Source organism: Williamsia sp. Y844 (assembly GCF_056786475.1).
The window spans coordinates 79,379-106,050 of sequence record NZ_JBXCJB010000002.1 but is presented as its reverse complement, the minus strand read 5'-3'; the positions used below and the strand labels follow the sequence as shown (position 1 = coordinate 106,050).

Genomic DNA, 26,672 nt, shown 5'->3' with positions numbered 1-26,672 from the left:
CGGTCCGGGCGTGGTGGGCCACTAGAGTTACCGCCAAGTCGGCGATCCGGTGACAATCTCCACGTCACAGCAGTAGAAGGCAGACACGATGGCGGAATCTCAGGCGGTTTCCGACGATGGTCTCGAGTCGGTACGTGGGGTCGCGATCCTCTGTGTTCTGGCTGTTGTCGGCGGGATTCTGATCGGATTCATCGGCGGCGCATTCCGCTGGTGCCTGCGCGAGGCCGACCAATGGCGCGGCGACATGCTCGAGTGGGCGCATGAGCTACCCGGTCCGGGCTGGCTCGTCCCGGTGGCGGTCACCGCCACCGGCGCCGGATTGGCCGCGCTGATCGTCCGGTGGGTCCCACTGGCGTCGGGCAGCGGTATCCAGCACGTCGAGGCTGTTGAACGTGGCGAAGCGAAAGCCGCACCATTGCGCGTGTTGCCTGCGAAGTTCGTCGGCGGCCTGCTGTCGATCGGATCCGGACTCGTCCTGGGCAGGGAGGGCCCGACCGTCCACATGGGGGCGGTGATCGGCGCCGAAGCCGGCCGCCGCGCCCGGCTCGACGACGGTGACTCGCGCCTGATGCAGACCTCGCTGGCCGGGGCCGGACTCGGCGTTGCGTTCAACGCCCCGATCGGGGGTGCGTTGTTCGTGTTCGAGGAGGTGACCAAGTCCTTCCGCCTCCGCACGGCCATTCCGACATTGTTGGCGGTTGCGGTCGGTGTGGGCTGTTCACGGATCATCCTTGGCGACCACCCCGACTTTCGCGTCGACGCCGTCGAATCCCCATCGATCACCCTACTGCCGGTGTTCGTGGTCTTCGGCCTTCTCACGGGCTTGCTCGGGGTGTTCTACAACAGGCTGATCCTCGGCTCGCTCGATCTCCTTGCGCTCTTCCCCACCGTCCCGAAAGTGGTGAAAGCCGCCGCCATCGGCGCGGTCATCGGCGGTCTCCTGGCGATCGACCCGCTCGCGGCAGGCGGCGGTGATGACCTGGCACAGAAGGTGATCGGCGGCGGCAGCATGGCGCTGACCGCGGTCGCCGGCTATCTCGCGGTCCGATTGTTCGCCGGCCCGTTGTCGTACGCGGCAGCCACGCCTGGTGGCCTGTTCGCTCCGGTACTCGCAGTCGGCGCCCTCTGGGGTGTCCTATTTGTCGGTGTCGCAGACGTTTTCGTGCCGGGCGTGGACTCGTCACTCAAAATCGCGATGGCCGTCGTCGGCATGGCGGCATTTTTTGGCGCCGTGGTCCGGGCCCCGCTGACCGGGATGGTGCTCGTCATCGAGATGACCGCGGTCACCTCGGTCAGCGTCCCGATGATCGCCGCGACCGCGATGGCCGTACTGGTCGCCCAGTTCGCGGGCTCACAACCGATCTACGACAGCCTCCGCGAGCGGATGCTCCAGTCCAGGCCGCACGCGTGAACGCACCGTGGTCTGCGCAACTCAGATCGCACTCAAACCGGTGGCCACCAGTCGCCGTCGTTCGCGAAAGCCGAGACGCCGGTACAGCTCGATCGCTGATGTGTTCGTGATCGCCGCATGCAGGAAGGCCTGTTCATCGCGGGCTTCGATCTGCCCGACCAGGGTGTGGACCAGTCGTGCTGCCAGCCCCTGCCCCCGGTGGCTGTGTGCCGTGCAGATCGCGCTGATCTCGGTCCACCCGGGCGCGCGCATCCGCTCCCCCGCCATTGCCACCAATTGTCCGTGGTCGCGGATACCCAGATAGGTACCGAGTTCGATGGTCCGGGCCGCAAACGGTCCGGGCTTGGTCGCGGCGGTCAGTTCCAACATCTCCGGCACGTCGACCTCACCCAGGACCACGGCGTCCAGATCGCCTGCACCACTGACATTGTCGGCCACCATCTGCACGAGATCGAGCGTGTTGGCAGGCCAATACTCGGGTACCTCGTACGGTTCGGCACTGAACAGGATCGCCCCGGATGCCACCGCCAGTGCTGCCGCCGACGCCCAGTCGTCAGATGTGGGGTCTTCCGGGATCGACATGAACTTCGAGATGCCCGGATCGAATCGTCGTACCCGACCCCGAACCTGCGCCACATTTGCATGGAACCCGTTGAGTGAAGCGCCAATCGGGTCGTCAAGGGCGAGTTGGTCGGCTACGGGTGCAGGTTGCGGTCTCATAGTTTCCGTTCTGCCTCCACCATCAGATTTCTGGTCAGTCCCCGGAACTGATCAAACTGGCCGTGCGTGCCGTATTTGATCTTCAACGTCGAGTACACCTGAAACTCCGCGGCCCCCGCAATCGAATTGGACTCCGGCAGGTAGTTCGGCAGCACATTCTGGATGTTCGGATCACGTCGCAGCCTCATGATCGTCGACTGGTGGACCGTCGAGTTCGCGCGCATCTTGGTGATCACCACACCGAGTTCGACGATCTGGCGGCCGATCTCGTCACTGAACTCTTTGACCCGCCGCTGGATCTGCGGGATTCCATGGGTGGACAACACATCCGGGATGGCCGGGATGATGTATCCGTCGGCCATCGCCAATCCGTTGAGTGTGATCGGACCGACGTTGGGCGGGCAGTCGATCAGGATGTAGTCGTACGAGTCGCGGACCGGTGCAATCGCGTCCCGGAGAATGGTGACCGCGGCCAACGTGTCGTCGGCCCGGACCCGCAGCGCGCTGACCTCCTCCTGGACTTCGATGAGGTCCAGCGACGACGGCAACAGGTCGAGGCCCTTCACCGTCCCGACCGACGACACCGACCGCTGCACCGCGGACCCGACAACAAAGTCGCTGGTGCCGTCCAGTGCGTCGTTGAACAGTGTCGCCAGCGTCCGGCCTGCCCGATTCAGCTCTGACCAGCGCTGCTCACCGATCATCATCGTGGTCAGGTTGATCTGCGAGTCGAGGTCGACGACCAGTACCCGCTGCTTGAACTCACCCGCCAGGAACTCCGCGATTCCGGCCGTCACCGTCGTTTTACCCACGCCTCCTTTGAGGCTGATGGTCGCGATCACCTTGGCCATGCGGGTGCTCCCTAGAGCCTGTTCGCCTGACTGGCGTTACGATCAACTTACGACGGAGAGGCCCGGCTCACACCTCGATCAAAGTTCAGGGCCTCCGTCTGACCAGCTTCAATACCTGATTGTCGGATACTGCCGATAGCCTAAAACGTGCTCAATGACCGTAACGATCAGATGGGCTATAGGGTCACTGGGATACGGTCCAGCAACAGTCAGGAGCAACCATGACCGATCCGATCGACTTCGACAGTTCGATGGACGACTCGTGGGCTCAGTTCCGACTGTCTCTGGCCGACACCCTGGCCGATCTGAAACACGGCGAGCGCCATGTCCTCGACCGGCCCGACCCGGTATTCGAAGAGCATGCGCAGGCGTTCACCTTCACCGTCACGCGCGCAGGCCGCATGCGCTGCGCGCTGTCGTCGGAGTTTCCTCGGTATCTCTGGCCGGCCAACAGCGAGGCGCCGGCGGCCCTGCTCGAGCGCGGCTGGCGCGAACTCAGCTCAGGTGAGTTCACACTGACAGTCGGTCGCCGCCACGTCGACAAACTGGCCGTCGAGGTCACCTCGGTGATCCGCGAGCACTGGCAAGTTGTCCATCCCGCGTTCTTCGACCGGCCCGCCCTTTACGACGACGACGGAGCGCCACCGGCAGACGTTTCTGTCCGACCCAGCGGGCCTGCCCATCTACAGGCCCTGGTCGAGGGAGTCCTCGCCCAGGTATCCTGCGACCCCATCACAAAAGATCACGACGGGGACATCACCTTCACGCTCGGCGGCCTCACGTCGTGGTTGCGAGTGCGGGCCACCGAGTCCTACGTCGACCTTTTCACGATGCTCGCCCCCGACATCGACACGAATCCGCATGTGCACGCAGTGTTCGATCTCCACGGGCCACACTGGCCCGAGATCGACTTTGTCGTCTCCCGCAACCATGCGGTGGCCCAGATCAGCATCGACGCGAACGTGTTCACACCCTCGGCTGTCGAGGACGCATTACTCACTTGGTTCAAGTTCATGCGTATCGGTGCCGGACTGATCGCGCGCGAGATCGCGTGCGCCGGAGTGACCGGCGAAGTCGCGGCGGCATCAACTGATCCAGCCGACCTCTATGACGGCCTACCGCCCGCGCTGATGGTCCTGCTGCACCTCGACCCAGACGGAACCGGTGTCCTGACCCCACACGAGGTTGCCGAGATCTGTGACTACGACCGCGATGCGATCCTGCGGTACCTACGGATCAGCACCGACGAGGCGATCTCCTGGCGCCGGGCCGCAGACATCGCGGCAGAACGTGGCGACCGGGACGAAGCTCGCGCCTGCCTCCACGAGGCCGACGGGTGGGCGTGCACCAAAGAAGCCTTGCGTGCCGGTCTGCGTGCGGTGGTGTTGCCCGGCGATCACACCCGGCGGCGCAAGAGCAGGCCAACGTCCTCCGACGTGGACGCAGTCCGGCCAGACTGACCTCGTCCGGCCGAGCAGCAGAACGAGATCTCCTGCATTCCAACCGAATCCGATTGTAGAGTTCGGCGACGATGGTGTGCCGGAATCAGGTCTAATTCGGTTCGTAGGGCGGCAGAGCCGGCAACTCCAGATTCTCGCGGAACGTGTTGCCAACGTAGTCGGAACCGACAATGCCACGTGTGCGCAGTTCGGGCAGCAGTCCGTTGGTCACGAAGTCGCGCGTACGTGGGTCCGCGAGTCCTCCTAGCGAGATGATGTCGAGAACACCCGCGTCGTAGCGTTCTTCGATTGCGTCGGCGAGCTGATCAGGCGTGCCGGCCATGGCCCAGTGCCCCGTGTCCTTCGATGCGATGATCAACTCTCGCAGCGTCTTTCCCTGCGCTGCCAACTTCCCGAATATCTCGACTCTGCCTCGGCGGCGATTGACCGACTCCGGATCGGGCAGCAACGATTCCGGGATCGGCTTGTCGAGCGGCAATTCGGAAAGGTCGACGTCCCCACCGAACATGTCTTCGAGACGAACCCGGCCCGCGCCGAAGTCCGTGGATTCCTCTGCCTCCCTGGCCAACTGCGCGACTTCGGCTTCGCTGGCGCCGTAGGTGGCATGGAACGAACTGAAGATCAGCGGCAGTTCGCCGCCGCGACCGAGTTCCGCGGCCCTGGCACGGATGGGCTTGGTGTACGTCACCGCGTCTTCCATCGTCGCCAGGGATGTGAAGACGACCTCCGCGAAGCGTGCTCCGAGCTCGATGCCACCTGCAGACTGGCCGGCTTGGAATTGGACGGGGCGACGCTGTGGCAAGGATGGGATATTGAGTGGCCCCTGCACTTTGAAGTACTTGCCCTGATAACCGATGGGAAGGACACGCGAGGCATCGAGGCGCGCGCCTTTGGGTCCGGCAACAAGCGCTCCGGGACGCCAACTGTCGAAGAGTGCGCCCACGATCTCGAGCGACTCCGTCGCGCGCGCATAGCGCTCTTCGGGACTCGGAAGGTCTTGGTCGCTGTAGTTCTCTTCTCCGAGCGATGACGTGACGGCATTCCATGCCGCCCGCCCATTGCTGACGTGATCCAACGTGCCGAACAGGCGGGCCAGGTTATAAGGGTGGTGGAATGTCGTTGTCACTGTCGCAATCAATCCGACATGCTCGGTGACAGCACTGAGGGCAGCGAGAAAGATCAACGGTTCCTGCGCACCGATGGCGCCCTGTGCACCGAAGCTCAGCAGGTCGGGCTGCGTGCACTCATGCCGTCGTCTGCGCGTCGAATCGGGCCAGATCAAGCGCTTCCAGAAAGCCTGCGAAGTCGTCGAAATGAACAACGTGCCCGGCGTCATGGACGGAGCGCACCTCGAATCCGGCGGCACGCAATTCCTCGGCACGTGCGGCGGGCACCAGGTGGCTCGGATCGGCGAGCACCACAATGGATCGAACAGCAGGCGCAGTCACTCGCGCTGAAGTGAACGAACTAAGACCGTCCAGGATCCGCTCGTCCCACTGCCCGAGCGCGGCCAGTTTGCGAGCCTTGCTCCCCTCACTCCATTTCGGGTACACCACGTCGACATCCTCCGCAGTCCAACCTTTCTGCGCGCGGAACGAGTCCACGACGGCCGGGTCGACCGACACACTCCAGGCCGGGTCCTCGTAAACGGCCACGCCAGGACGCAACACTTCGACGGCGTGCGCCAAGACCAACCCACCGAGCGAATGCCCGAGCGCGAGGGCCGGTTCCGCAGGCACTGCGTCCAGAACCGCGTCCACCAGCGCCTCGACCGAGTACTCGTCGAGATGCTCACTGGTCCCATGTCCTGGCAGATCGACAGCATGAACGTTGAAGCCGCGACGGGCGAACTCCGGTCCGACCTCCCACCATGACTCCGACGAGTTGCCGAGGCCATGGATGAGAACCGCGTTTCGATCTCCACTCCCCCACCGTCGGACATTGACCCGAACCATGCAGCACCTCCGCTGTAGATCATTCGTGCGTCGGACGTTACGGCCGACTCGCCCCGGCGAGAAGAGTTCTGCGCATCGTGATTTTGCGGAGTTCTGCTGTATTTCCTGCCCGTGCATACTGTGAAATGCGGCGAATTCGACCGTGCGCCAGGCACACCCACGAAGAGGATTCATGAGCCCGTTGACCATAGCGATCGTCGGCGCCGGCCCACGCGGAACCGGCGTGCTCGAGCGTCTACTGGCACGTGCCACCGACCGGGACCTTCACATCCACGTCATCGACCCGTTCCCGCCCGGAGCCGGCCGTATCTGGCGTGAAAGCCAACCTCCCCTGCTCTGGATGAACTCCGTCGCAGCCGACGTCACGATGTTCACCGACGACACAACCGCGGTCGAAGGCCCCCTGCGCCCCGGCCCCACGCTGGCCGAATGGGTACAGGCCAACACGGAGATCCTCGGCAGCGACCCCGAGCTCCTCGACGAACTACGCGGGTTCACTCCAGACTCCTTCGCCTCGCGCACTCTGCAGAGCCGTTATCTCAGTTGGGTTTTCGACCGAGCGACCAAGGGCTCCTCGGCGCGGGTCACTTACCACCAGCGGACCGTCGTCGACATCTCGGGCCAAGGCCCGCAACAGGTCTCGCTTGACAACGGCTTCATCGTCGGCGCAGATATCGTCTTGCTGGCACAAGGCCACCCGGACTCGCTCCCTTCGGGACGCGAACGCACACTCGCCGATTTCGCGGCAGGCAACGGATTGACCTACGTGGGTCCGGGATACACCGCCGACCTGGACCCCGATGTCGTGCCCGCCGTCGAGCCGATCCTCGTCGCAGGCCTGGGCCTGGCATTCATCGATTGGATGGTGTTGCTCGCCGAGAGCCGCGGCGGTACGTTTGTTCGCAACACCGAAGGCGCGCTTGTCTATTCGCCTTCGGGTCGAGAACCGATCATGTACGCCGGTTCGCGCCGAGGCGTGCCCTACCATGCGAAGATCTCGTACGACATCGCTGCGGCCCGCCCGCCACTACCCAAATACTTCACCGCCGATGCATTCACCGGCAACGGCCCCTTGAGCTTCCACGACGACATCTGGCCGTTGGCGTCGAAAGAACTCGCATGGGCGCACTACTACGAACTTTTCGCGGCCCATCCCGACCGAGCACGCGGGACGTGGACCGATTTCGAGTTCGAGTTCGATGCGCTTGATTGGGGGTCCGTCGCGCTCGATGAACTCGTCAGCACATTCGTCCCCGACGAGCGTGATCGCATCGACCTCGAGCGGCTGGACCGGCCTCTGACCGACGAGAAGTTTACCGGGCTCGATGAAGTGGCGCAGCGTCTTTGCGCATACATCGAGGAAGATCTACACCGCCGATCAGACCCATACTTCAGCTACGACGCAGCGGTGTTCTCGGCACTGCTGTCGGTCTACATGACAATCGGCGAACTGCTGCGCCGCGGTAGGATCCCAACCCAGTCGATCGCGGCGGATGTCGAGGGGTGGTTGCATTCGTTCTTCAGTTTCTACGCCAGCGGTCCCCCTCCGCTTCGCCTGGAACAGCTACTCGCGCTGTCCCGCGCGGGTGTGGTTCGGTTTCTCGGACCCGAGGTGTCGTTCACCGCTGACGCCACCACCGGGAAGTTCCGAGCGAGCAGCGACGCTCACCCGGACACCGTCTTCGCCGACACCCTCATCGATGCTCGGCTGCCCGTCGCGTCGATCTCGGCCAGCGGCGATACCCTGCTGCGCACCTTGTACGCCCGCGGGGAGATCACCGAAGTGAGAGCGACCACCGACAGCGCCGCAAAGATCGCCGTCGACGGCCGATCCCGGATCCTGGGCGCCGACGGTACCGTCCACCCGCTTCGATACGCGGTCGGTCCCTGGGTCGCCGGGCACACCTGGTCGAGCGCATTCCCACGGCCCCGAACCAACGCAGGCTTCTTCCGTCACAACGATTCACTTGCGTCCGAACTGCTCAGTGTGGAAATCGGTGCGCACATCGATCAGTCGAGCGTGTCAGCGACCCGGTAGCCGCGCTTATCTCAGCTGCCGGTGGCTTTGCTGAATCTGGGTAGAACTCCGGTCCCGAAGTGCACTGCCTCTTCGAGATGTGGGTAGCCGGAGAAAATGAACTCGTCGATACCCACGTCCCGGTACTCCTCGATGCGCGCCGCCACTTCGTCGTGGCTGCCGACGAGTGCCGTCCCCGCGCCCCCTCGCACGAGGCCGAACCCGGCCCACAAGTTGGGCGCGACAAGCAGTTTCGAGCGATCACCACCATGCAGGTCGAGCATGCGACGTTGACCTTCGGAACCCAGTTTCCGCAAAGCTTCCTGGCGGCGTCCGATCGTCTCGTCGTCCAAGCCGGCGATGAGGTTCGCTGCTGCGGCCCACGCCTCCTCGGCGCTCTCACGAGTGATGACGTGCAGTCTGATTCCCCCGCGGACTGCCCTGCCGTTCTCGGCTGCCCGGGCCTTCACCACTGCGAGTTTCTCGGCAACCTCGGCAGGTGGCTCGCCCCATGTGAGGAACACGTCGGCTTGTGCCGCTGCCACGTCGATCGCTGCCGCCGATGAGCCGCCCAGATAGACGTCGGGCAGCGGAACCGAGCTGTACCCGCTGAATCCGCCGCCCTCACGCTCCACCGTGTAGAACTCGCTGTCCACGTGCACGTTTTCGCCGTTTCCGACGGCTCGCGCGATCTCGAGGAACTCATGGGCCCGACGGTAACGATCGTCCTTGCCCGCCGTGTCACCGTACCCTCGCTGTTCCGAATCATCACCGCCGACAACCACGTTGAGCAGGGCACGCCCACCGGACAACCGCTGGAACGTACTGACCATCTGCGCCGACAGCACCGGAGCCACCGCCCCTGGACGGAACGCAACGAGGAACTTGAGTCGCTCCGTAGCCGAGATCAGAGCAGACGTCACGAGCCACGAGTCCTCGCAGTGTGCGCCGGTCGGTGTCAGGACGGCGTGAAACCCCAAGCGGTCCACAGTTTGCGCGACTTCTGTCAGGTAGTCGAGAGTTGCCTCGCGATGCCCGCCTGTCTTCGTCGCGACGCGATCTCTCTTGACACCATCTCCCTTGACACCATGGCCTTTGACACCACCGCTTGCAATACCTACACCGTGTGAACCTGCGCCGAGTCGCTCGTCGTCACCGCCGGTCGGCAGAAACCATGAGAACTTCATGCTCGCCTCCTTCTATGATCGGCCACCGCGCACAGCAACGACGCCAGCAGCATCACGAAACACACACCGAGGCCGGCAGCGATCGCCGGCCCGAATTCGCCCGTGCTCGCCAGGATTCCAAGGTACAGACCCGACACGGCGGCCAACGATATCGTCGCCGAAACTCGTTGCGAGAGCTGCAGGAACGCAGCCGCAACACCACTCGCCCCGGCCGGCGCGTACTCTAACGTCAATCCGCGGTTCGGCGCGTCGACCAGCCCGCTCGCGATTCCGGATATCGCCGCCAACACGACAAACATCGTCACGATGTACTCGCGGGGCATCGCGTTCACGGTGACGATGTAACCGGCGACCACGACCAGTTCGGTGGCGACCGCGCACACCACAGCGCCGCGTCCGAATCTCGAGACAAGACGCCAACCGAAGGCCGACGTCACGGCCATCATCACCGACCCGGCTGCCATCACGAGTGCGGCCTGCAAAGCCGAATAGCCGAGGCCTTCGATCAGATACAAGCTCAGTACCGCATTCAGCGCCAACAGAGCACCGAACCAGAACATCGCGACCATCGTTCCGAGTGTGTAGCCCCGCGCCGCGATCAAAGCCGGCAATAGCACCGGCACACCACCATGTGCGGCGAATCTACGTTCGGCGAACCAGAATCCGACCAATGCAGCCACCGATACGGCGACGGACAGCACGGAGAACACAGCCCCGAACGAGGATACCAATGGCAGCAGCAAGGCGAGCGTTGCCACAGCAAGCGCAATCAGCCCCACGATATCGATACTCGCGCCCGCACTTGACGTGCGATCCGGCCGTAAGAAGAGCACCGCCATCACCAACGTGGCGAGAGCGAACGGGACATTGAGGAGCAGCAGCAACCGCCAACCCAGGTCGGCATCGGCCACCCCGAGCAGGGCACCGCCGATGATCGGGCCGAACAGTCCGGCCAGGCCCGCTGCCGTGCTGTAGGCACCAAGCGCTTTCGCGCGCTGCCGCCCGGAGAACCGGTCGGTGATGATTCCCAGGACCTGGGAGCTGACCATCCCCGCGCCGACGCCTTGACCGAGGCGTGCGGCGACGACCATCCATGGACTCGATGCCAGCGCGCCAACGACACCCATTGCCGTGAACAGGGAAAGGCCGACGAGGAACAGCCTCCGTCGGCCGATCACATCCCCGAGCCTGCCTGCCGGTACCAGCGCCAGGCCGAACGTCAACGAATAGCCGGCGAGGATCCACTGCACCTGGGCGGTATCGGCACCCAGCGATGTGCGAATGGCCGGGATACCGATACCGAGAACTGTCGAGTCGAGCAGTGTGGTGAATCCGGCTGCAGCGCAGACCAGTACCTCTGCGCGCGACCCGACGGTGGTGCGTGGGTCAACCTGCAGCGCTGATATCGCTGTCACCGACCTTGCGTCGCGTCAGAGGTGCGCCCAGGCCCAGGTTCTCCCGCAGTGTGTTCGACTCGTACGCGGCCCGATACGCGCCCCGCTCTTGCAGCTCCGGGACCAACCAGTTGACGATGTCGTCCAGCCCGCCCGGCACGATGTACGGCGAGATGTTGAACCCATCGGTTGCACCACTGCGAACCCACTTGACCAATTCGTCGGCCACTTGCCCTGGCGTGCCGGCAAAACCGGAGCGCGCAGTTGTCTCGATGGCCACCTGCCGCAGCGACAGGTTCTTCGCATCGGCCAGTGCCCGCCATTCCTTCGCGATCGCGATGGGGTCCTTGCCGTCCCGCGCGGCGCCACGTGTCACCGAGATGGGTGCAGGCAGGGGATCTTCTTCGGGTAGTGGACCATCGGGATCACGATCGGAAAGGTCACGGCCCCACACCTGCCCGACGAGCGAGAGCGCCGTCTGCCCGGTGAATTGCCCCTCGCGGACCCACCGCTCCTTTTCCTCGACCTCGGAGGCGTTCTCCGCCAATACGATCTGCGTCCCGGGGAGGATCTTGATGTCATCGTCCGGCCGGCCGGCCTTGCGCAGACGCGCCCGAATGTCGTTCGCAAACTCGAGCGCATCGCCGAAATGCGTTCCGTGGGCCGAGAAGATCACCTCGGCGTTTGCCGCAGCGAAGTCTCGTCCGGTCGGCGAGTCGCCGGCTTGGAAGATCACCGGATGTCCCTGAGCACTGCGAGGAAGGGTCGGGGACAACTCGACATCGAACTGCGACGTCGTACGGCGAACGGTGCGGACCGCATCCTTCGCCGCCCATGAATCCGCATCCCGTGACGAGGAGATCGCGTTTCCGTTCCACGAATCCCAGATCTCTCGCGCGACCTGGATGAACTGTCCGGCACGCTCGTACCGCAGTTCGTGGTCGAGGAACCCGCCGCGACGGAAGTTCTCACCCGTCCACGCGTTGTCCGTGGTCACCACATTCCACCCGGCGCGACCACCGGAGAGAATATCGAGACCCGCAAGGCGTCGGGCAAGGTCCGCAGGCTCGTTGTACGTGGTGTTCTGGGTCGCGACGAGTCCGATGTGCGACGTGATTCCCGCGAGGGCGGACAATTGCGCGATCGCATCCGGCCGTCCGACGATGTCGAGATCGAGTATCTTTCCCTGCTGTTCGCGTAGGCGCAGGCCCTCGCCGAGGAAGAACGCGTCGAATAATCCGCGTTCTGCAGTGGTGATCACACGGCGGAAGGTCTCGAAGTCGATCTGCGACGCACTCGCAGGATCGGACCAGATGGTTGTGTGGTTGACGCCCTGGAAGAAGACACCGAAGTGCACGTGAGCGTCGGGGCGGAGAACAGTCATGACGTATCAGGCCTTCTGGTAGCGACTTGCAGGACGGGTGAGACCGAGGTTGGCGCGCAAAGTCGAACCCGGCACCGGACGATGGCTGATGCCGGTGGCGAACAGGCGCGGTAATACATGGCGAGCGAGAACCACCAGATCTTCGTCCAGGACGGTGGGGTGGATTCTGACGCCGTCGACATGATGTGCAAGCTCGGTCAAGAGGTCGACCAATTCAACAGCGCTGCCGATGAATTGGAGACGCGGAGATCGCTGGGCCTGCGTGTACGAGTTCAGATGCTCCAGCCGCTCGCCTGCCGATTCGGTAGCGGTGTCGAGGGTGACATCGAGCTCGGCAAAGGCAAGCCCGTCGAATGCCTTCGCGGCCACGGAAATAGCTTCGACGGAGGTCTCCGAGAACAGACGCACGTCGACGTCGCCCGCGGTTCCGAACACCACCAATTGTCCCTGCGGCGGCCTGGGAACGATAGCCGGGCCTTTGACGGAGAAACTCTCACCCTGGAAATCGATGTAATGCAGCTTGTCTCGATCGAGGAATCGGCCGGATGCGAAGTCGCGGATCACCGCATCGTCCTCCCAGGAATCCCACAGACCACGGGCAACAGTGATCGAATCCCGCTGTTCACGTGCACGTTCCGACTCTTTATCCACCTCGGGTCGGCCCCATACCTTCGACGCAGCACTGTCGGTGACGGGTGCCGCGATCCAACCGGCTCGCCCCCGCGACGCGTAGTCGAGAGTCGCCAACTGCGAAGCCGTATGGAACGGTTCGGCGTACGTCGTACCGATAAACGGAACGAGTCCGATGGTCGATGTCGTCGCCGCCACGAAGGCCGCGCGGTTGGGCGCGTCGATGCGTCCGACAACGTCGCTGGTGGCACCGACGATCGAGTCGTCGAACGTCGCCAACGTGAAGCCGGCATTCTCCGCTGCAGCAACTCTCCGTCTCACGGTCTCGCCGGTCAGCAAGGCGTCGGGCGCATGAGATGCCCGTCGCCACGCCGCCGGATGATTTCCCTCCCCATCGAGCTCGATACCCAGGGCGAAAATGCTCATGCTGAAACCTCTTTCGATGCGAGACTCTTCTCGAACGGATGGACGCCGACCTCATCGGAGGCCAGTGTCGTGTCGTATAGCGGCGTGTAACCGGCAGCGAGATACAACGCCACCGCCTCGGGCTGGTTCCATCCGGTTGTCAAAAAGATTCGCCGATAGCCACGGCCGATCGCGATCTTCTCGAGTTCGGCCACGATCGTCTTGCCGTACCCGCGGCCGCGGTACGCCGACGCCGTCCAGATTCGCTTGAGTTCGGCGGTGGTGGCGTCGTACTGACGGAACGCGCCACCGGCCACCGGGACGCCGCCGGCCAGTGCGACGATCAGAACGCCGCCCGGCGGCGCGAACTCCTCTGCGGGATACGCCCGCAGTTCGCTGTACTGCTCCCCCGGGCTGCGCCCATAACGAGAGCTGTATTCGAGGGCCAACTCCTCGATCAGCGGGGAAGCCAGCGGATCGTCCTGATGGACCGTGGCGATCTGCAACTGTGCAGTATCGACAGTGCCCGTGGCCGATCCACCGGCTCCACTCCGTAATGCACTCACGCGTCTTTCCTTCCATCGGTCCGGGCAGGAGCACCCGCCTTCGCGGGTTGCTGCGACGTCATCGAGCCCTGGTCTCTCGGTCGCTCTGGATGGTCTTGTTCGACTACCTATGCTTCGGTACGTGGAAGTCCGGGCGGGTTGATTTCCGAGACGGTGACGGCTTCGGACTGCAGGCCCCAGCGGTCGATGACCTTCTGGTAGCTGCCGTCCTCGATCGCGTGGTTGATGGCCTCGTTGATGGCTTCGATGAGGCCGTTGTCCTTCTTTGTCAGAACCGCGATCTCGCCCTGCAGCGCATCACCCGCACCGGAGAACACCCCGATCACCTCGGTGTCGCCCGACGTGGCAGCGTGGTAGACCGACGACGGGTTGGGGCCGAAGTATCCGTCGATTCGACCCGAACCGAGGGCCAGGTAATAGTCGGATGCATTCTGGTAGTACACGATCTCTGCCGGCGCGAGACCATCGGCGACATTCTGCTCGTTCCAGTCGACCAGCAGCTGCTCCTGATTGGTTCCTGAACCGACCCCGATCTTCTTGCCCGCGACGTCCTTACGACCTTCGACCTTCCAACCACTGTCCTTAGGTGCTTCGAAGGCAAGGTTGTCGAGGCGATACGTGGCGAAGTCGTACTTGTCCTTGCGCTCTTCGGTCACCGTGACATTGGAGATGAACAGGTCGTTCTCACCGGAGTCGATCTTGACGAAGTTCTGCGACCAGTCCGCAACCGCCAGATCAACTTTGAGGCCGAGGATGTCACCGATCAGATACGTGAAGTCGACCTCCGATCCGATGATCGTCCTGTCGTCGGTGGCGTAGAACCGCAGCGGTGGAGCGGTACCGCCGGCTCCTGTCACGACAAGCGTGCCGCGATCGCGGATCGCTTGGGGCACCTTGGCTGCGATGTCAGCGACCTTGTCGACGCGAACTCGGCTGGACTGCTCTGGCGACAGGTCGAAGCTCTGCCCGTCGGACGTGACCACCTCGGACTCCGCAGTCGGTTCGCTGCACCCGGTGACCAGCAATGCGAGCGCGGCAAATGCGGACGCGACAATCGAGAGTCGACGGCTTGTTCTGGACATGTTTGTTCCTTGTTTGTCGGTTTGAGTGAGATGGATCAGAGGACGTGTGCGAGAAAAGCTTTGGTGCGTTCTTCCTTGGGAGAGTCGATGAGTTCCGCCGGGGTTCCCTGTTCGACGATGACGCCACCGTCCATGAACACCACCGTGTCGGCGATCTCGCGTGCAAAACCGACTTCGTGGGTCACGATGACAAGCGTTGCACCGTCGCGGGCGAGTCCTCGGATGACTTCGAGCACTTCGCCGACGAGTTCGGGATCGAGCGCAGATGTCGGCTCGTCGAACAGAATCACTTTGGGCCGCAGTGCAAGTGCCCGAGCGATCGCAACACGCTGCTGCTGCCCACCCGAGAGCCTGCGTGGGTATTCGTGCGCTTTATCACCGACGCCGACGCGTTCGAGCAACGCCAACGCCTCAGGCTCGACGTCCGACCGCTTGCGCCTCTGTGCCGAAATCGGCGCCTCGATGACATTCTCGAGTGCGGTCAGATGCGGAAACAGGTTGAAGTTCTGGAACACAAAACCGATCCGCGAGCGTTGCTGCAGAATTTCCTTGTTGCTCAGCTCGTGAAGCTTGTTGCCCTTGCGTTTGTACCCGACCAGGTCACCATCGACACGGACGGTGCCGTGATCGACTTTCTCCAAGTGGTTGAGGGCGCGCAGTAGCGTCGACTTCCCTGATCCCGACGGACCGATGATCGCGGTGACCTCACCCGGTCGCACGACCAAGTCGACGCCTTTGAGCACCTCGAGATCGCCGAAGGACTTGTGAACGCCCCTGACCTCGACCGCGTACTTCGAGTTCTCTATCGCCTCGGTCATCGGGTCGCCCCGCGCGGCGCAAAGGAGATGTCGGAGAACTTCTTTCGAATCTGTTGCACCGGCGTCAACGGAATGGTCCGCAGCGCACCCTTGGCATAGTGTCGCTCCACGTAGAACTGCACGACCGACAGGATCGACGTGAGGACGATGTACCAGACCGTGGCAACCATCAGCAGCGGGACGACGCGTCCACTGCGCCCGTAGATGACCTGTACCTGGTAGAACAGCTCGGCAATTGCCATGACCGACACGATCGAGGTGCCCTTGAACAAGCTGATGACTTCATTCGCGGCGTTCGGCAGGATTCCCCGCATCGCCTGCGGCAAGATGATCTTGAAGAACTCACGGTGCTTCGGAATACCTAGTGCTGCAGCGGCTTCGAGCTGACCCTGGTCTACCGAGATGATCCCGGCACGGATTATCTCCGCCGAATACGCCGCCTGGTGCAACGCCAGACCGATGATGGCCGCAGCGGAACCACTGATCACATTGTTGACATTGAACTCGAAGAAGCTCGGCCCGAACGGAACTCCTACCGAAAGAGTTTGATAGAGGTACGCGAGGTTGAACCAGAACAGCAACTGGACGATCAAAGGGATCGAACGGAATGCCCAGATGTAGAACCAGGCAATGACCTGCAGTACCGGATTCTTCGACAGTCTGGCCGCAGCCAGCGCAATGCCGATCGCAAATCCGAACAGAGATCCCCAGAACGTCAGCTGGATGGTCAGCCACAGCGCAGACATCACCGACGACGCGGTGAAATACTGCGCGAACGTGCCCCAATCCCAGCCCGGGTTGGTCGCAAATCCGTGCAGGAACTGGACGACAACGATCAGCGCGGCAATCGCGATGATCCAACGCCACGGATGCCACTTACGTGCAATGACCAGGTCTACGTCGTCTACCTCGGCCGATACGTCGAGCGTCGAGCGGGTATCTATCTGGGTCACGGTGACCACTGGTGTATGCGCGCAGCGAGCATCGCTGAAAGGGCCTTCCAATAGGACAAGAATGTGTGGGTGAGGCGGGTCAGACCTACATACAGACGCAGGTGCCCGCTCGACACAGGTCGACGTGCAGACGTCGCCACGATGCGCGTTCCATAATCGTTCCTCCATCGTTCTTGGCGGTAGCACCCACACGTCCTATGACGGGGTTGCTGCGACGTCGACGAGCCAAGTCTCTCGGTCGCTCTGGATGGTGAGGAGGAATCTATGCGGTCGATGAACCATCCGTCAAGGGGTAGAATTTGATTTGCCTTGCGAGAGTGGGCTTTCGGGTTGGAATCACCATGTTTTAAACCTTGCGTGGTGTCCATTTGTCTGAAAACAGAGTGGTGAGCCGGCGACTTCCCGACCTCGCGACAGACAAAAGATCGCCCCCTCAAACACTTGAGGGGGCGATCAATCGGGGTCAGTGCAGGCCTACTCGACGTCCGCCTTGTCCACCACAACTGTCCCGCGCCAGCCGCCGACCACGCGCATGACGTGATAGATCAGCAGTGCCGCAACAGCTCCCAGTGCGATTCCGCCGAAGCTCAAATCTCCGATGGTCCAAGAGAAGTCGGCGATGGCGATCACGAGTGCGATGGCTGCGGTGAACTGGTTGACGGGCTTGGAGAAGTCCACCTTGTTGGTCACCCAGATGTGCACACCCAGGATTCCGACGAGGCCGTAGAGCGCTGTGGTCACACCACCGAGGACACCCGGCGGAACCGATGCGATGACCGCACCCACCTTCGGCGACATACCCAGCAGCACTGCAGCGATGCCTGCCACCCAGTAGGCAGCCGTCGAGTACACCTTGGTGGCCGCCATGACGCCGATGTTCTCGGCGTAAGTCGTTGTGGCAGAACCACCACCGCTGCCTGCCAGCACCGTGGCGATACCATCGGCGGCCAACGCCCGACCGATCTTGTGGTCGTAGTTGATGCCGGTCATCGTATTGATCGACTTGACGTGCCCGATGTTCTCGACCACCAGCACCAACACAACCGGCAAGAACATCGGCAGCACCGACAGATGGAACGTCGGCGCCTGAAAGTCGGGCAGGCCAACCCAATCGGCGGCCCCGATGGGATCTGTGTCGACCTCATCGCGGACCAGTGCAAACAAATAGCCGATGACAACACTGGTGAAAATCGCGAGCCGACCGAGCAAGCCCTTGAACAACACCAGCGAGGCGATCAGTAGCACCAGGACCAGCGTGGCCGTCGCCGCATCCTGCTCATAGTTCGACTTGGCAGTCGGCGCGAGATTCAGGCCGATCAGGGCAACGATGGTTCCGGTCACGATCGGCGGCATCAGCGCGTGGATCCAGCCGGTGCCTGCGAATTGCACCACCACGCCGATGACGATCAGCATCGCGCCCACCATCACGATGCCGCCCAGCGCGGACCCGTGCCCGTGTGAGGCCGTCGCGGCGAGGACCGGCGCGATGATCGCAAAACTCGAACCTAGGTAGCTCGGCAGCTGATTGCGCGTGATGAGCAAGAACAGGATCGTGCCGATGCCGGAGAAGAGCAGAGTCGTCGCCGGCGGGAATCCGGTGAGGACCGGCACCAGGAACGTCGCACCGAACATGGCCACCACGTGCTGCAGACCGATGCCCACCGTGCGCGGCCACGACAGTCGTTCCTGCGGGGCAACCACCCCGCTGCTACCCACCAGCGACCAGCCGAACAGCGGTGACGGGGCATCAGTCGCCGCTTTGCCGGATTCAGCCGGCCTCAGATCTTTCTCAGACATGGGCAACAGTCTGCCGCGTGAGCAGCCGATCCCTGCCATCGCCTCTGATTCCGCGCCACCTGTCCACGCGTATTTGCCAGGCGGTAACGTTACCGGCGGTGTGCCGGGAAGTCTGGTCGGCCGCGTGCTCAATACCGTCTCTTGATGGTTGCGCGTGTCGCGCTTCGCCGACCCAAAGACAGGACACAACGTGTCAGCACAGGATCGAAAAACCCCATCTCCACTCTTTGCCCGGGGCTCATGGGCTGAGTCATCGCGCATCGCCGACATCCTCCGCAAAGAGACCATCGGTGGCGCAATCCTGCTGGTGGCGACCGTGGTTGCGCTGATCTGGGCCAATTCGCCGTGGTCCGATTCCTACACCGATCTCAGCGAGTTCCAGGTCGGCACGGACGCACTGGGCGTCCACCTCGATCTGTCGTTGGCCACCTGGGCTGCCGACGGACTGCTCGCGATCTTCTTCTTTGTGGTGGGCCTCGAACTCAAACGCGAGTTCGTTGCCGGCGACCTCCGTGACCCGAAGCGCGCGGTCCTTCCGATCGCCGCGGCAGTCGGCGGCATGGTGGTGCCTGCCGTCATCTTTGTGGCGTTCACCGCCCACGTCGGCGATGGCGCCACCCAGGGCTGGGCCATTCCCACCGCCACCGACATCGCGTTTGCGGTCGCCGTCCTGGCAGTGATCTCTACACACCTACCGGTGGCCCTGCGGACATTCCTGCTCACCCTTGCCGTGGTCGACGACCTTCTCGCCATCACCGTGATCGCCATCTTCTACAGCGACGACATCGATCTCGGTGCCCTCGCGCTCGCCGCGATACCGCTGGTGCTGTTCGCCATCTGCGTCCAGCGCCGAATCCGATCCTGGTGGCTGCTCATTCCACTGGCCTCTCTGACCTGGGTGTTCGTCCATGAGTCCGGGATTCACGCCACGGTCGCCGGTGTTCTACTCGGGTTCACCGTTCCGGTCCTTCGGAGCAAGGCAGCCGGTGGCCCGGAGGCCGGAATCGGTCTGGCTGAACACTTCGAACACCGAATCCGGCCCATCTCGGCGGGTATCGCGATTCCGATCTTTGCGTTCTTCGCTGCCGGCGTCGCGATCGGAGGTCTCGACGGCCTGACCGATGCGTTGAGTGATCCCATCGCCCTCGGCATCATCTTCGGCCTGGTCTTCGGCAAAGCAATCGGTATCTTCGGCACCACCCGACTGCTGTCGGCGTTCACGCGGGCCTCCCTCGACGCCAGCGTTCGCTGGATCGACGTCCTCGGCATCTCGATCCTGGCCGGCATCGGATTCACCGTGTCCCTACTCATCGGCGACCTTGCCTTCGGCCTGGGCTCTGAGCGCGATCAAATCGTCAAGATAGGTGTGCTGACCGGATCTCTGTGCGCCGCACTGATCGCATCAGTCCTCCTACGAGCCCGAAACCGGCACTACCGCAAGGTTCAGGAAGAAGAAGAGCGCGACGACGACCACGACGGCATCCCCGATATCTACCAGAACAAAAACAACAGCTAGACAAGGGATCTGGCGACTGGGTGCCTTCACCCGATGAGAATCGGTCCTGTTTGGGACAGTTTCATGCCGGTGCCCGACACATCCGTGCCGACCCTTTCAACCGTGCGATATTGTCTGCATCGGATCTGGAGGGGATCCGGGGGAGCTGATGGGTCGTGCTCGCACGATCGCGCAGCGAACCGACCACGTCATTCGGGGGGATCAAATGGACGTTGTCATCAGCAATGCGGTGATGGATACGCTGGCAGCAGATATCGAAGTGGTGGCAGCCGAGGTCTCGGAGATACCGCACCCAGACGTCACGGCAGTCGTTTCAGCGTTCATGCCAGATTCACCAATGATCGCCGCAACCGCAACTGCCACGGACATCCTCAAAGGGTCGCTGACAGTGGTCTCCGGTCAGTGGGAGTCAATGGCCTCTGTTGTTCGGGCGACCCGTGACGGTCTCACGGGAGTCGACGAGCAGTCGGCCGGCAAGTTCGCCGGACTCGGTCACCTCCCGACCGGTGACGCGCCGCGATGACTCCGACCAAGAATCAGCTGGACAAATGGATGCCGGACCAGCTGAAACTTTCGGCGTTGACATCGATGGCCTCGACAATGCGCACCAAACTCGACACAGCAGATCGGAAGTTCGATCTGCCGACCACCGATTGGAAGGGCGAGGCACGGACAGCGGCCGAGGACCGCTCAACTGAAGAAGTCACGTGGGGCAAGCGCGTTGCAGCCGAATACGAGACCCTCGGTACGACCCTGAGTGACGCTTCGACTGCAATCGACGACACTCTGACGGCGGTCGACAAGTCCATCGCGGACGCCGCCGCGAAAGGCTTCCATCTGATCAGCGGCGACGACAGTATGTGGCAGGTCCGGTATGTCCCTCTCAGCGACGACGATGAGACAACCGAAGAAGAGATTGCCCAGCTCAGACACGAATGGGCCACCTACCTCAAAGGAAAGGCCGACCTGGCCGAACTGACGTGTCAGCAGTTCGCGACGGCACTCGCCGGCAATCTGCAAGCTCTGTCAGGTCTCACTCCCGCAGTGCTCGGGCTGAGCGCGTCCGATGGCCGCACCGCCGCAATGATGTCCCAGGACGGCTGGACGAAGGAAGAATTGGCGGTCGTCGGCAAGAGCCTGGAAGCGGCAGGATTGACACCTGATCAGGCTCAACGATTACTCAACGGCGAACGTGTTGATGATCTCCCAGTCGGCGCCCAAGAATTTCTCCATCAGTTCTTCAACAACCTGTCGGAGGATCAGACGCTCGGACTGAAGGACGAGTTCGACCGTCTGGGCAATGCAGACGGCGAGGCATATTCGAAGGCGCTTGGATCCGGGTTGCTGATTCTGTCGAACGAGAAGGTCGGTGCTGGTGATGTCCACGGTGGCTTCGAGAGTCTTCCGCCTTGGATGCGCGACTGGTCAACCCATAGAGCACGCGACGAATGGATCGTGAGCCGTGACGGTAAGCCCGTCAACATCGCCCGCCAGGACTACAAGATTGCAAAGTTGTTGTCCAACACAGGAAGTGCGATAGCGCCTGGTGAGCGACTGGGAACCGAACTGATCCGAAAGGCAGAGACCGAGATTGCGTGGGGGCAACACTCGCCGACCATCGAGGCATCATTCCCAGGATCTGACGTTTCCGATTTGAAGAACAATTACCAACAAACCATGGAAAACCTGCTGTCGGTCGGAACCCGGAGTCATGAAGCATCCGCAGCGATTCTTTCCGGCCACTACACCGACGGCACATCGCTTGACGGCGACTACGACCGAAACCGCACTGTGGAAAATCTACTGACACATGAGTGGCGCGACGATGGCAAAACTGCCGCAAACCTGACCAACTGGGTTGACGAGTACGCTGCAGACCAAACAAATGCATCCAAATCCGACTTGTCCGCTCGCGCGTTCCGCGGACTCCTCGACAGCACCTCTGGGTCGGGGGAACAATTCGGCAATCTGATCAACATCGGCGAGTCCGAGAAGAGCATGGGCGACATCAACCCAGCACTGGCCGGTGCAATGGAAGAAGCGGTTCGTCCCTATCTCAATGTCATGGCAGGCGGCTCTCCAGGCGCGTTCGGATTCAACGAGAGCACGTTCGACGATCTCAATTTCGGGGAAAACAACGATGCGTTGCGGGATCAATCGCAACGGGCGATGGCATTGATCGCCAGCGATCCGACTGCCGGTGAACGGCTCATCCACGATGTCCAAACACAGCAGGCACTCAACGCCCACAATCTGGTGACGATGGATCACAACGACCCGGATGCACCCAATGCCGGCGAAATCGGTGCCCGCAACGGAGCGTTACAGAATCTATTGACCGATGGATTGACAGCTGCCTCTCTCGACAACTGGCACGACGAGCACCTCGGGTCGGGCACGGACGGCTTGACCAACGACGATCGAGCAGCAATCTCTTCGAACGTCGAAACCAGCATCAAAAAAGTTGCAGCCGCGATCCCCGTTGTTGGTAACACCGCCGAAGTCGGTCTGGACCTGGCATCACCATATATTCCGGCGTGGGACAAAGAGATCGAGCTCGCGGATCAAGGCCCATATCCCGAAAACATCCCAGACGCGGTTGAGAATGCGAAATTGCAGCAGTATTACCAGCTGTACGCATCGAAGAATCCAGTACCTGACGGCGCAAATTCGCAGATTGATAAACGTCTCTTCGACGGTCAGACACTCCGTCCCCTCAGCGAAATAAAGTCTGGGTACGGCACGGACAGCGACGAACAAATTCTCGGTGCACTTCGTCCTCGGATCGAGCGCGCCGGTGTCGACGTAGGAACATACCAAGACATGTACGACGCCCGACAAGGCGATCCGACCGAAGCCATGTCTTACGACGAATACAAGAATCGATTGCTGAATGAGTAATAGGACCCGAACGATTCTCGTTGCCGCGGTTGCAGTTCTCGTCGTCGGTTGCTCATCAAGTCCCGGCGCCGGCCCTCCGAGCTCACCCAACACGTCAGCGGCGACCCACCCGTCGGAGTATGTTCTGCCCCCGGAGGTCGGAACGTACACGAATGTTTGGGCGACGGACTCACCTGTCGACCTGCAATCAGAGTCGATATCGGTCATCAGAGCCGCCGTTGAAGGCTATGCGGTCGCCCATACGGTCGGCCCCGACAACAGCTACCCCGGATACGGGCGATTTATCGACGAAGCTACCCAGACCTCCCGAGGGAGAAGCCGTGTCGACGTCGAACTTCCAGATCAGTTGGAGCCGGCGATTGCCGTGTCTGGCACGATGCACTATCTGCTCTACGACGTGGTTGAAACCCCCACCACTGTCGACGCCAGGATTTGTGAAGTTGCGTTCGGCACTTATCAACCCCACCCAACGCATCCGCGTAGGCCCTACGAACCAGTCGATCAGCGACTGGTGACCGATCCAGACGTGCTCAGCCCCGAGGGCCACATATTCGCGACGCCCGAAATGTGGCGGGTCCACATCGAGCGGGAACCACAGCGCGCCTCCGCGAGCACGCCGCCAACGAATCCCACGGCAACCGAACCCGCCGACACTGCCGAACCCGAGCGCTATCCCAACAGGGACGTGTTCGAAGGCTGGACGCTCGAGCAGTACACCTACGAAAGTATGCAAGAACCGCCCTGCAACGATTGGGCTGTCGAGCAATACCCCATGGCCCTACTCGACAGCTTTGGCCTGGTGTACCCAACCAACCCGATCGACACTTCGTACCTTCCGACGCTGACGCCCTTCCCCGGCTGGACTCACAGCCCCGGAGTGTAGGGACGACACGGCCAAAAGGACCACAAGCACGATGCCCGACAAGGCGATCCGACCAAGGCAATGTCATACGACGAATACAAGAATCGATTGCTGAATGAGTAACAGGACCCAAACTTTTCTCGTTGCAGTGGCCGGAGTCCTCGTAGTCGGATGCTCGTCCAATCCAAGCAACCACCCATCGAGTTCGTCCGGCACATCACCGGCTAACAACCCGTCTGAATACGTCCTACCTGCCGAGGTTGGCACATACACCAACGTATGGGCAACCGAATTCCCCGCAGACCTTCAGTCCGAGTCGATGTCAGTCATCAGAGCCACCGTTGAAGCCAAAGCGGTCGCGTATATGGTCGGGCGTTACAGCAGCTACCCCGGATACGGACGATTTCTCGACGAAGGCATCAAGACCGAGGGAAAAACCAAGATCCATGTCGAAGACACCTCTCGGTTGCCGCCTGCGATTGCCGTATCTGGTACCAAGCACTATCTGTTGTACGACGTCGTCGAAACCCCCACCACTGTCGATGCCCGGATTTGCGAGGTCGCGTTCGGTACCTATCAACCCCACCCAACACATCCACGCAAACCCTACGAACCAGCAGACCTGCGACCGGTCACCGATCCAGACCTGCTCAGCCCCGAGGGCCACATATTCGCGACGCCCGAGATGTGGCGGGTCCGCATCGAGCGGGAACCACAGCATGCCACCGCGAGCACGCCGTCAAAGACGGCCACGGCAACCAAACCCGCCGCCACTGCCGAACACAAGCGCTATCCCAACAGGGACGTGTTCGACGGTTGGACACTCAAGCAGTACTCCTACGAAAGCGGACAAGAACCGCCCTGCAACGATTGGGCTGTCGAGCAGTACCCCATGGCCCTACTCGACAGCTTTGGCCTGGTGTACCCAACCAACCCGATCGACGCTTCGTACCTTCCGACGCTGCCGCCATTCCCCGGCTGGACTCACAGCCCCGGAGTGTAGGGACGACGGCCAGGCCCATCAGCACGATGCCGGGCGGACCATTCAGACAGCGGCCGCGCTGTCGTACGAGTCCCGGTCAGAGCTCTTCAACCGTGATGAGACCGTCTTGGAGCGCTCTTGCCAACAGCGATGTCTTCGATGTCGCCGGCCGGCCGACCGCGTCGTATTTGTCACGGATCCGCGCGATGTGGGTGTTCACGGTCGCCGAAGAGATGAACAGCGTGCGAGCAGCAACATCCTTGGAGTCGCAGAAAAGCCACGCACGAAGGACTTCAATCTCCCGCGCACTCAGGCTCGGCCTGACTAGTATCTCGGCTGAGACCTGATTCATCGCGAACATCTTCGATCCGATCTTTCGGTGAGCAGCCGACGGATTGACTGCCTGTCTCCCTTGAAACTAATGGCACAGTCCGACAACATCCAGCCAGCCCTTCCAATGCCCCCCGAACTGGGGTCACCATTAGCTATGCAAACAACTTGCACGAAAAGTGGTGTCCGCCTTGCATTTGCGAACGGTCGCTGACCGCGCCCGATCCCTCGACAACCTAACTATTTGAATTAACAAGTGCCACTTTAAGGTTCCCCTATCGGGAATCCCTCCCCTCCTCCGGACCGGAGCAACAGCTCTGCCGCACATCGCATTTGGAATGCCAGTTCTTCCCACCCCACACCGAGCGACCCCGAAGAACCGCCCGGCGCGTGAGATTCACCCGCTACTCAGTAGCTACCGGCAGGACGGGTTCGCCTACCGGGCGTTTGGACCCCAACCGCCAAATCGCATGCTCCGTGTGACCAACATTCCAATGCTTCTGTGTCGCCACGTCGCTGATGAGCACGCTCGCCACGGTCGGAGTCACTTCATCAATGGGAAGATCCAAGACGCGCGCAACATAACTGACGATTGCGCGATCGACCTTGACGGCAGAGACACCGGCGAGCGTCAGCACATACGCCCAGGTGACACCCGATCGCTGACCCGGCACCGCGAGCCACGATTTCTTGACGGCATCGAGGGCATCGGAATCGGCCACGTCGCGCAAGTCGGCGGCAGTATCGATTCCGAGGTCGACAAGGCGGCTCGCAACATCGTTGACCGCCTGCGCTTTCAGCGGCGCCCCCGGCGTCGACGACGTCGGCCTTCGATTGCCGATCGTTGACGCCCACTCCGACGCGTCGCCCAACTCGTGAAAAGTCTTGAGTAGCTCGGGCGCTCCGTCCTGCGTGATGTCGCCACCCTGCGCGGCGCGGTAGATGCCGTACCGCTCAAAGATGTTCTCAACGGTCACGTGACGCGCGCCCGTCGAATAGATGGCATCAATAATGCATAGCGCCAACGCTTTCGGATACGCGCGCGGCGCGATCCACTGCGCCGGATCCCCCAGGTCTCGTTCGCACGCATTCGCGAGCGCACCGACGCGAAATTCCACCCCTACAGACATGATTTCCCCCTTGTTGCCCTCGCCCATCCCCATGGGCGATTCGTGCGCACACCGTATCGCCGGGCACCGACAAGCCGGATAGTTGCAGCGTGCACAACCTCGACGTCCGGGATCCCCTCGCATTCGGCCAGCACCCCATGAACGGGCATCTCGACCATCTACTCCCCTGGTCGCGTATTGGCATCGGCGGCCTCGCCAACCTCGTCCTCGCCTGCCCGCGATGCAACGGAGCCAAGTCGAACCATCTGCGGGCGCGAGATCTGTAGTCGACACAGCCACCGAACACACCGATGGCTCGGACGTGAATCGATCCGAACTCCT

General features: G+C 62.2%; 24 protein-coding genes and 2 riboswitches. Of the genes, 9 read left to right on the top strand and 15 right to left on the bottom strand.

Annotation, left to right across the window (positions count from 1 at the left end; genetic code table 11):
• Positions 1-88: 88 nt before the first annotated feature.
• Positions 89-1,411, top strand: coding sequence for a ClC family H(+)/Cl(-) exchange transporter (locus AC1TQG_RS12855; RefSeq protein WP_482137433.1), 1,323 nt, complete (start codon positions 89-91; stop codon positions 1,409-1,411).
• 21 nt (positions 1,412-1,432) lie between these two features.
• Here AC1TQG_RS12855 and AC1TQG_RS12850 read toward each other — a convergent pair whose 3' ends face one another.
• Positions 1,433-2,131 (bottom strand): GNAT family N-acetyltransferase, encoded by a 699-nt coding sequence (locus tag AC1TQG_RS12850; RefSeq protein WP_482137431.1) that lies wholly within the window; start codon positions 2,129-2,131, stop codon positions 1,433-1,435.
• On the bottom strand, positions 2,128-2,982 hold the full coding sequence (locus tag AC1TQG_RS12845; RefSeq protein ID WP_482137429.1) for a ParA family protein: 855 nt from the start codon (positions 2,980-2,982) through the stop codon (positions 2,128-2,130). Before AC1TQG_RS12845 ends, AC1TQG_RS12850 begins: the two co-directional genes overlap by 4 nt.
• A 221-nt stretch (positions 2,983-3,203) precedes the next feature.
• Between AC1TQG_RS12845 and AC1TQG_RS12840 the strand changes: the two genes are divergently transcribed.
• A complete protein-coding gene (locus AC1TQG_RS12840) occupies positions 3,204-4,442 on the top strand; it encodes a TY-Chap domain-containing protein (protein ID WP_482137427.1) in 1,239 nt (412 codons plus the stop codon).
• A gap of 91 nt (positions 4,443-4,533) precedes the next feature.
• Here the strand turns inward: AC1TQG_RS12840 and AC1TQG_RS12835 are convergent, their stop codons facing one another.
• Positions 4,534-5,778 carry an NtaA/DmoA family FMN-dependent monooxygenase gene (locus AC1TQG_RS12835; protein WP_482137425.1) on the bottom strand — a complete coding sequence of 415 codons (1,245 nt, stop codon included), beginning with the start codon at positions 5,776-5,778 and terminating at the stop codon, positions 4,534-4,536.
• Positions 5,687-6,397, bottom strand: a complete 711-nt coding sequence (locus AC1TQG_RS12830) for an alpha/beta fold hydrolase (RefSeq protein ID WP_482137423.1) — start codon at positions 6,395-6,397, stop codon at positions 5,687-5,689. Before AC1TQG_RS12830 ends, AC1TQG_RS12835 begins: the two co-directional genes overlap by 92 nt.
• Before the next feature lie 172 nt (positions 6,398-6,569).
• Here AC1TQG_RS12830 and AC1TQG_RS12825 point away from each other — a divergent pair, with 172 nt between their 5' ends.
• Positions 6,570-8,435 carry an FAD/NAD(P)-binding protein gene (locus AC1TQG_RS12825; protein WP_482137421.1) on the top strand — a complete coding sequence of 622 codons (1,866 nt, stop codon included), beginning with the start codon at positions 6,570-6,572 and terminating at the stop codon, positions 8,433-8,435.
• Between the two features lie 11 nt (positions 8,436-8,446).
• On the opposite strand, the gene AC1TQG_RS12820 is transcribed toward AC1TQG_RS12825, so the two are convergent.
• The 9 genes from AC1TQG_RS12820 to AC1TQG_RS12780 form a co-directional block, all read right to left on the bottom strand.
• A complete protein-coding gene (locus tag AC1TQG_RS12820; RefSeq protein WP_482137419.1) occupies positions 8,447-9,601 on the bottom strand; it encodes an LLM class flavin-dependent oxidoreductase in 1,155 nt (384 codons plus the stop codon).
• Complete coding sequence (locus AC1TQG_RS12815; RefSeq protein WP_482137417.1) at positions 9,598-11,016, bottom strand: MFS transporter; 1,419 nt, start codon at positions 11,014-11,016, stop codon at positions 9,598-9,600. The genes AC1TQG_RS12820 and AC1TQG_RS12815 overlap by 4 nt, the downstream gene beginning before the upstream one ends.
• Positions 10,988-12,379: an NtaA/DmoA family FMN-dependent monooxygenase gene (locus AC1TQG_RS12810; protein WP_482137416.1), complete on the bottom strand. Its 1,392-nt coding sequence runs from the start codon at positions 12,377-12,379 to the stop codon at positions 10,988-10,990. Before AC1TQG_RS12810 ends, AC1TQG_RS12815 begins: the two co-directional genes overlap by 29 nt.
• A gap of 6 nt (positions 12,380-12,385) precedes the next feature.
• A complete protein-coding gene (locus AC1TQG_RS12805; RefSeq protein WP_482137415.1) occupies positions 12,386-13,435 on the bottom strand; it encodes an LLM class flavin-dependent oxidoreductase in 1,050 nt (349 codons plus the stop codon).
• Positions 13,432-13,980: a GNAT family N-acetyltransferase gene (locus AC1TQG_RS12800; protein ID WP_482137414.1), complete on the bottom strand. Its 549-nt coding sequence runs from the start codon at positions 13,978-13,980 to the stop codon at positions 13,432-13,434. The genes AC1TQG_RS12805 and AC1TQG_RS12800 overlap by 4 nt, the downstream gene beginning before the upstream one ends.
• Before the next feature lie 9 nt (positions 13,981-13,989).
• Positions 13,990-14,076, bottom strand: a riboswitch (SAM riboswitch).
• Positions 14,077-14,087: 11 nt separating this feature from the next.
• Positions 14,088-15,062, bottom strand: a complete 975-nt coding sequence (locus AC1TQG_RS12795) for an ABC transporter substrate-binding protein (RefSeq protein ID WP_482137413.1) — start codon at positions 15,060-15,062, stop codon at positions 14,088-14,090.
• A gap of 35 nt (positions 15,063-15,097) precedes the next feature.
• A complete protein-coding gene (locus AC1TQG_RS12790; RefSeq protein ID WP_482137412.1) occupies positions 15,098-15,880 on the bottom strand; it encodes an amino acid ABC transporter ATP-binding protein in 783 nt (260 codons plus the stop codon).
• A complete protein-coding gene (locus AC1TQG_RS12785) occupies positions 15,877-16,842 on the bottom strand; it encodes an amino acid ABC transporter permease (RefSeq protein ID WP_482137411.1) in 966 nt (321 codons plus the stop codon). Before AC1TQG_RS12785 ends, AC1TQG_RS12790 begins: the two co-directional genes overlap by 4 nt.
• 152 nt (positions 16,843-16,994) lie before the next feature.
• A riboswitch (SAM riboswitch) is annotated at positions 16,995-17,087 on the bottom strand.
• A 220-nt stretch (positions 17,088-17,307) separates the two neighbouring features.
• On the bottom strand, positions 17,308-18,630 hold the full coding sequence (locus AC1TQG_RS12780) for a uracil-xanthine permease family protein (protein ID WP_482137410.1): 1,323 nt from the start codon (positions 18,628-18,630) through the stop codon (positions 17,308-17,310).
• A gap of 190 nt (positions 18,631-18,820) precedes the next feature.
• On the opposite strand from AC1TQG_RS12780, the gene nhaA reads away from it, so the two are divergent.
• The 5 genes from nhaA to AC1TQG_RS12755 all read left to right on the top strand — a co-directional run bounded on the left by nhaA (position 18,821) and on the right by AC1TQG_RS12755 (position 24,912).
• Positions 18,821-20,146 carry a Na+/H+ antiporter NhaA gene (gene nhaA / locus AC1TQG_RS12775; RefSeq protein WP_482137409.1) on the top strand — a complete coding sequence of 442 codons (1,326 nt, stop codon included), beginning with the start codon at positions 18,821-18,823 and terminating at the stop codon, positions 20,144-20,146.
• 205 nt (positions 20,147-20,351) lie between these two features.
• On the top strand, positions 20,352-20,669 hold the full coding sequence (locus AC1TQG_RS12770; protein WP_482137408.1) for an invasin: 318 nt from the start codon (positions 20,352-20,354) through the stop codon (positions 20,667-20,669).
• Positions 20,670-20,746: 77 nt separating this feature from the next.
• Entirely contained in the window at positions 20,747-23,047 is a 2,301-nt protein-coding gene (locus tag AC1TQG_RS12765) for a TPR repeat domain-containing protein (protein ID WP_482137407.1), read from the top strand.
• Between the two features lie 511 nt (positions 23,048-23,558).
• Positions 23,559-23,930: a hypothetical protein gene (locus AC1TQG_RS12760; protein WP_482137406.1), complete on the top strand. Its 372-nt coding sequence runs from the start codon at positions 23,559-23,561 to the stop codon at positions 23,928-23,930.
• 298 nt (positions 23,931-24,228) lie between these two features.
• Positions 24,229-24,912: a hypothetical protein gene (locus AC1TQG_RS12755; protein ID WP_482137405.1), complete on the top strand. Its 684-nt coding sequence runs from the start codon at positions 24,229-24,231 to the stop codon at positions 24,910-24,912.
• A gap of 76 nt (positions 24,913-24,988) precedes the next feature.
• Here the strand turns inward: AC1TQG_RS12755 and AC1TQG_RS12750 are convergent, their stop codons facing one another.
• Together AC1TQG_RS12750 and AC1TQG_RS12745 are read right to left on the bottom strand one after the other, a co-directional pair.
• Positions 24,989-25,252, bottom strand: a complete 264-nt coding sequence (locus AC1TQG_RS12750; protein WP_482137404.1) for a LuxR C-terminal-related transcriptional regulator — start codon at positions 25,250-25,252, stop codon at positions 24,989-24,991.
• A 373-nt stretch (positions 25,253-25,625) separates the two neighbouring features.
• The gene (locus AC1TQG_RS12745) at positions 25,626-26,384 is read right to left on the bottom strand and encodes a heme peroxidase (RefSeq protein ID WP_482137403.1); all 759 of its coding nucleotides are present in this window, start codon (positions 26,382-26,384) and stop codon (positions 25,626-25,628) included.
• 56 nt (positions 26,385-26,440) lie between these two features.
• On the opposite strand from AC1TQG_RS12745, the gene AC1TQG_RS12740 reads away from it, so the two are divergent.
• Positions 26,441-26,617 (top strand): HNH endonuclease, encoded by a 177-nt coding sequence (locus tag AC1TQG_RS12740; protein ID WP_482137402.1) that lies wholly within the window; start codon positions 26,441-26,443, stop codon positions 26,615-26,617.
• Positions 26,618-26,672 lie beyond the last annotated feature (55 nt).

Excerpts from the sequence above, each read along its gene's own strand:
- AC1TQG_RS12805 (WP_482137415.1), bottom strand. The coding sequence starts at position 13,435 with ATGAGCATTTTCGCCCTGGGTATCGAGCTCGATGGGGAGGGAAATCAT.
- AC1TQG_RS12745 (WP_482137403.1), bottom strand. The coding sequence starts at position 26,384 with ATGGGGATGGGCGAGGGCAACAAGGGGGAAATCATGTCTGTAGGGGTG.
- AC1TQG_RS12855 (WP_482137433.1), top strand. The coding sequence starts at position 89 with ATGGCGGAATCTCAGGCGGTTTCCGACGATGGTCTCGAGTCGGTACGT.
- AC1TQG_RS12750 (WP_482137404.1), bottom strand. The coding sequence starts at position 25,252 with ATGTTCGCGATGAATCAGGTCTCAGCCGAGATACTAGTCAGGCCGAGC.
- AC1TQG_RS12780 (WP_482137410.1), bottom strand. The coding sequence starts at position 18,630 with ATGTCTGAGAAAGATCTGAGGCCGGCTGAATCCGGCAAAGCGGCGACT.
- AC1TQG_RS12790 (WP_482137412.1), bottom strand. The coding sequence starts at position 15,880 with ATGACCGAGGCGATAGAGAACTCGAAGTACGCGGTCGAGGTCAGGGGC.
- AC1TQG_RS12840 (WP_482137427.1), top strand. The coding sequence starts at position 3,204 with ATGACCGATCCGATCGACTTCGACAGTTCGATGGACGACTCGTGGGCT.
- AC1TQG_RS12810 (WP_482137416.1), bottom strand. The coding sequence starts at position 12,379 with ATGACTGTTCTCCGCCCCGACGCTCACGTGCACTTCGGTGTCTTCTTC.
- AC1TQG_RS12820 (WP_482137419.1), bottom strand. The coding sequence starts at position 9,601 with ATGAAGTTCTCATGGTTTCTGCCGACCGGCGGTGACGACGAGCGACTC.
- AC1TQG_RS12830 (WP_482137423.1), bottom strand. The coding sequence starts at position 6,397 with ATGGTTCGGGTCAATGTCCGACGGTGGGGGAGTGGAGATCGAAACGCG.
- AC1TQG_RS12825 (WP_482137421.1), top strand. The coding sequence starts at position 6,570 with ATGAGCCCGTTGACCATAGCGATCGTCGGCGCCGGCCCACGCGGAACC.
- AC1TQG_RS12755 (WP_482137405.1), top strand. The coding sequence starts at position 24,229 with ATGTCAGTCATCAGAGCCACCGTTGAAGCCAAAGCGGTCGCGTATATG.
- AC1TQG_RS12850 (WP_482137431.1), bottom strand. The coding sequence starts at position 2,131 with ATGAGACCGCAACCTGCACCCGTAGCCGACCAACTCGCCCTTGACGAC.
- AC1TQG_RS12795 (WP_482137413.1), bottom strand. The coding sequence starts at position 15,062 with ATGTCCAGAACAAGCCGTCGACTCTCGATTGTCGCGTCCGCATTTGCC.
- AC1TQG_RS12835 (WP_482137425.1), bottom strand. The coding sequence starts at position 5,778 with ATGACGCCGGGCACGTTGTTCATTTCGACGACTTCGCAGGCTTTCTGG.
- AC1TQG_RS12765 (WP_482137407.1), top strand. The coding sequence starts at position 20,747 with ATGCGCACCAAACTCGACACAGCAGATCGGAAGTTCGATCTGCCGACC.
- AC1TQG_RS12770 (WP_482137408.1), top strand. The coding sequence starts at position 20,352 with ATGGACGTTGTCATCAGCAATGCGGTGATGGATACGCTGGCAGCAGAT.
- AC1TQG_RS12845 (WP_482137429.1), bottom strand. The coding sequence starts at position 2,982 with ATGGCCAAGGTGATCGCGACCATCAGCCTCAAAGGAGGCGTGGGTAAA.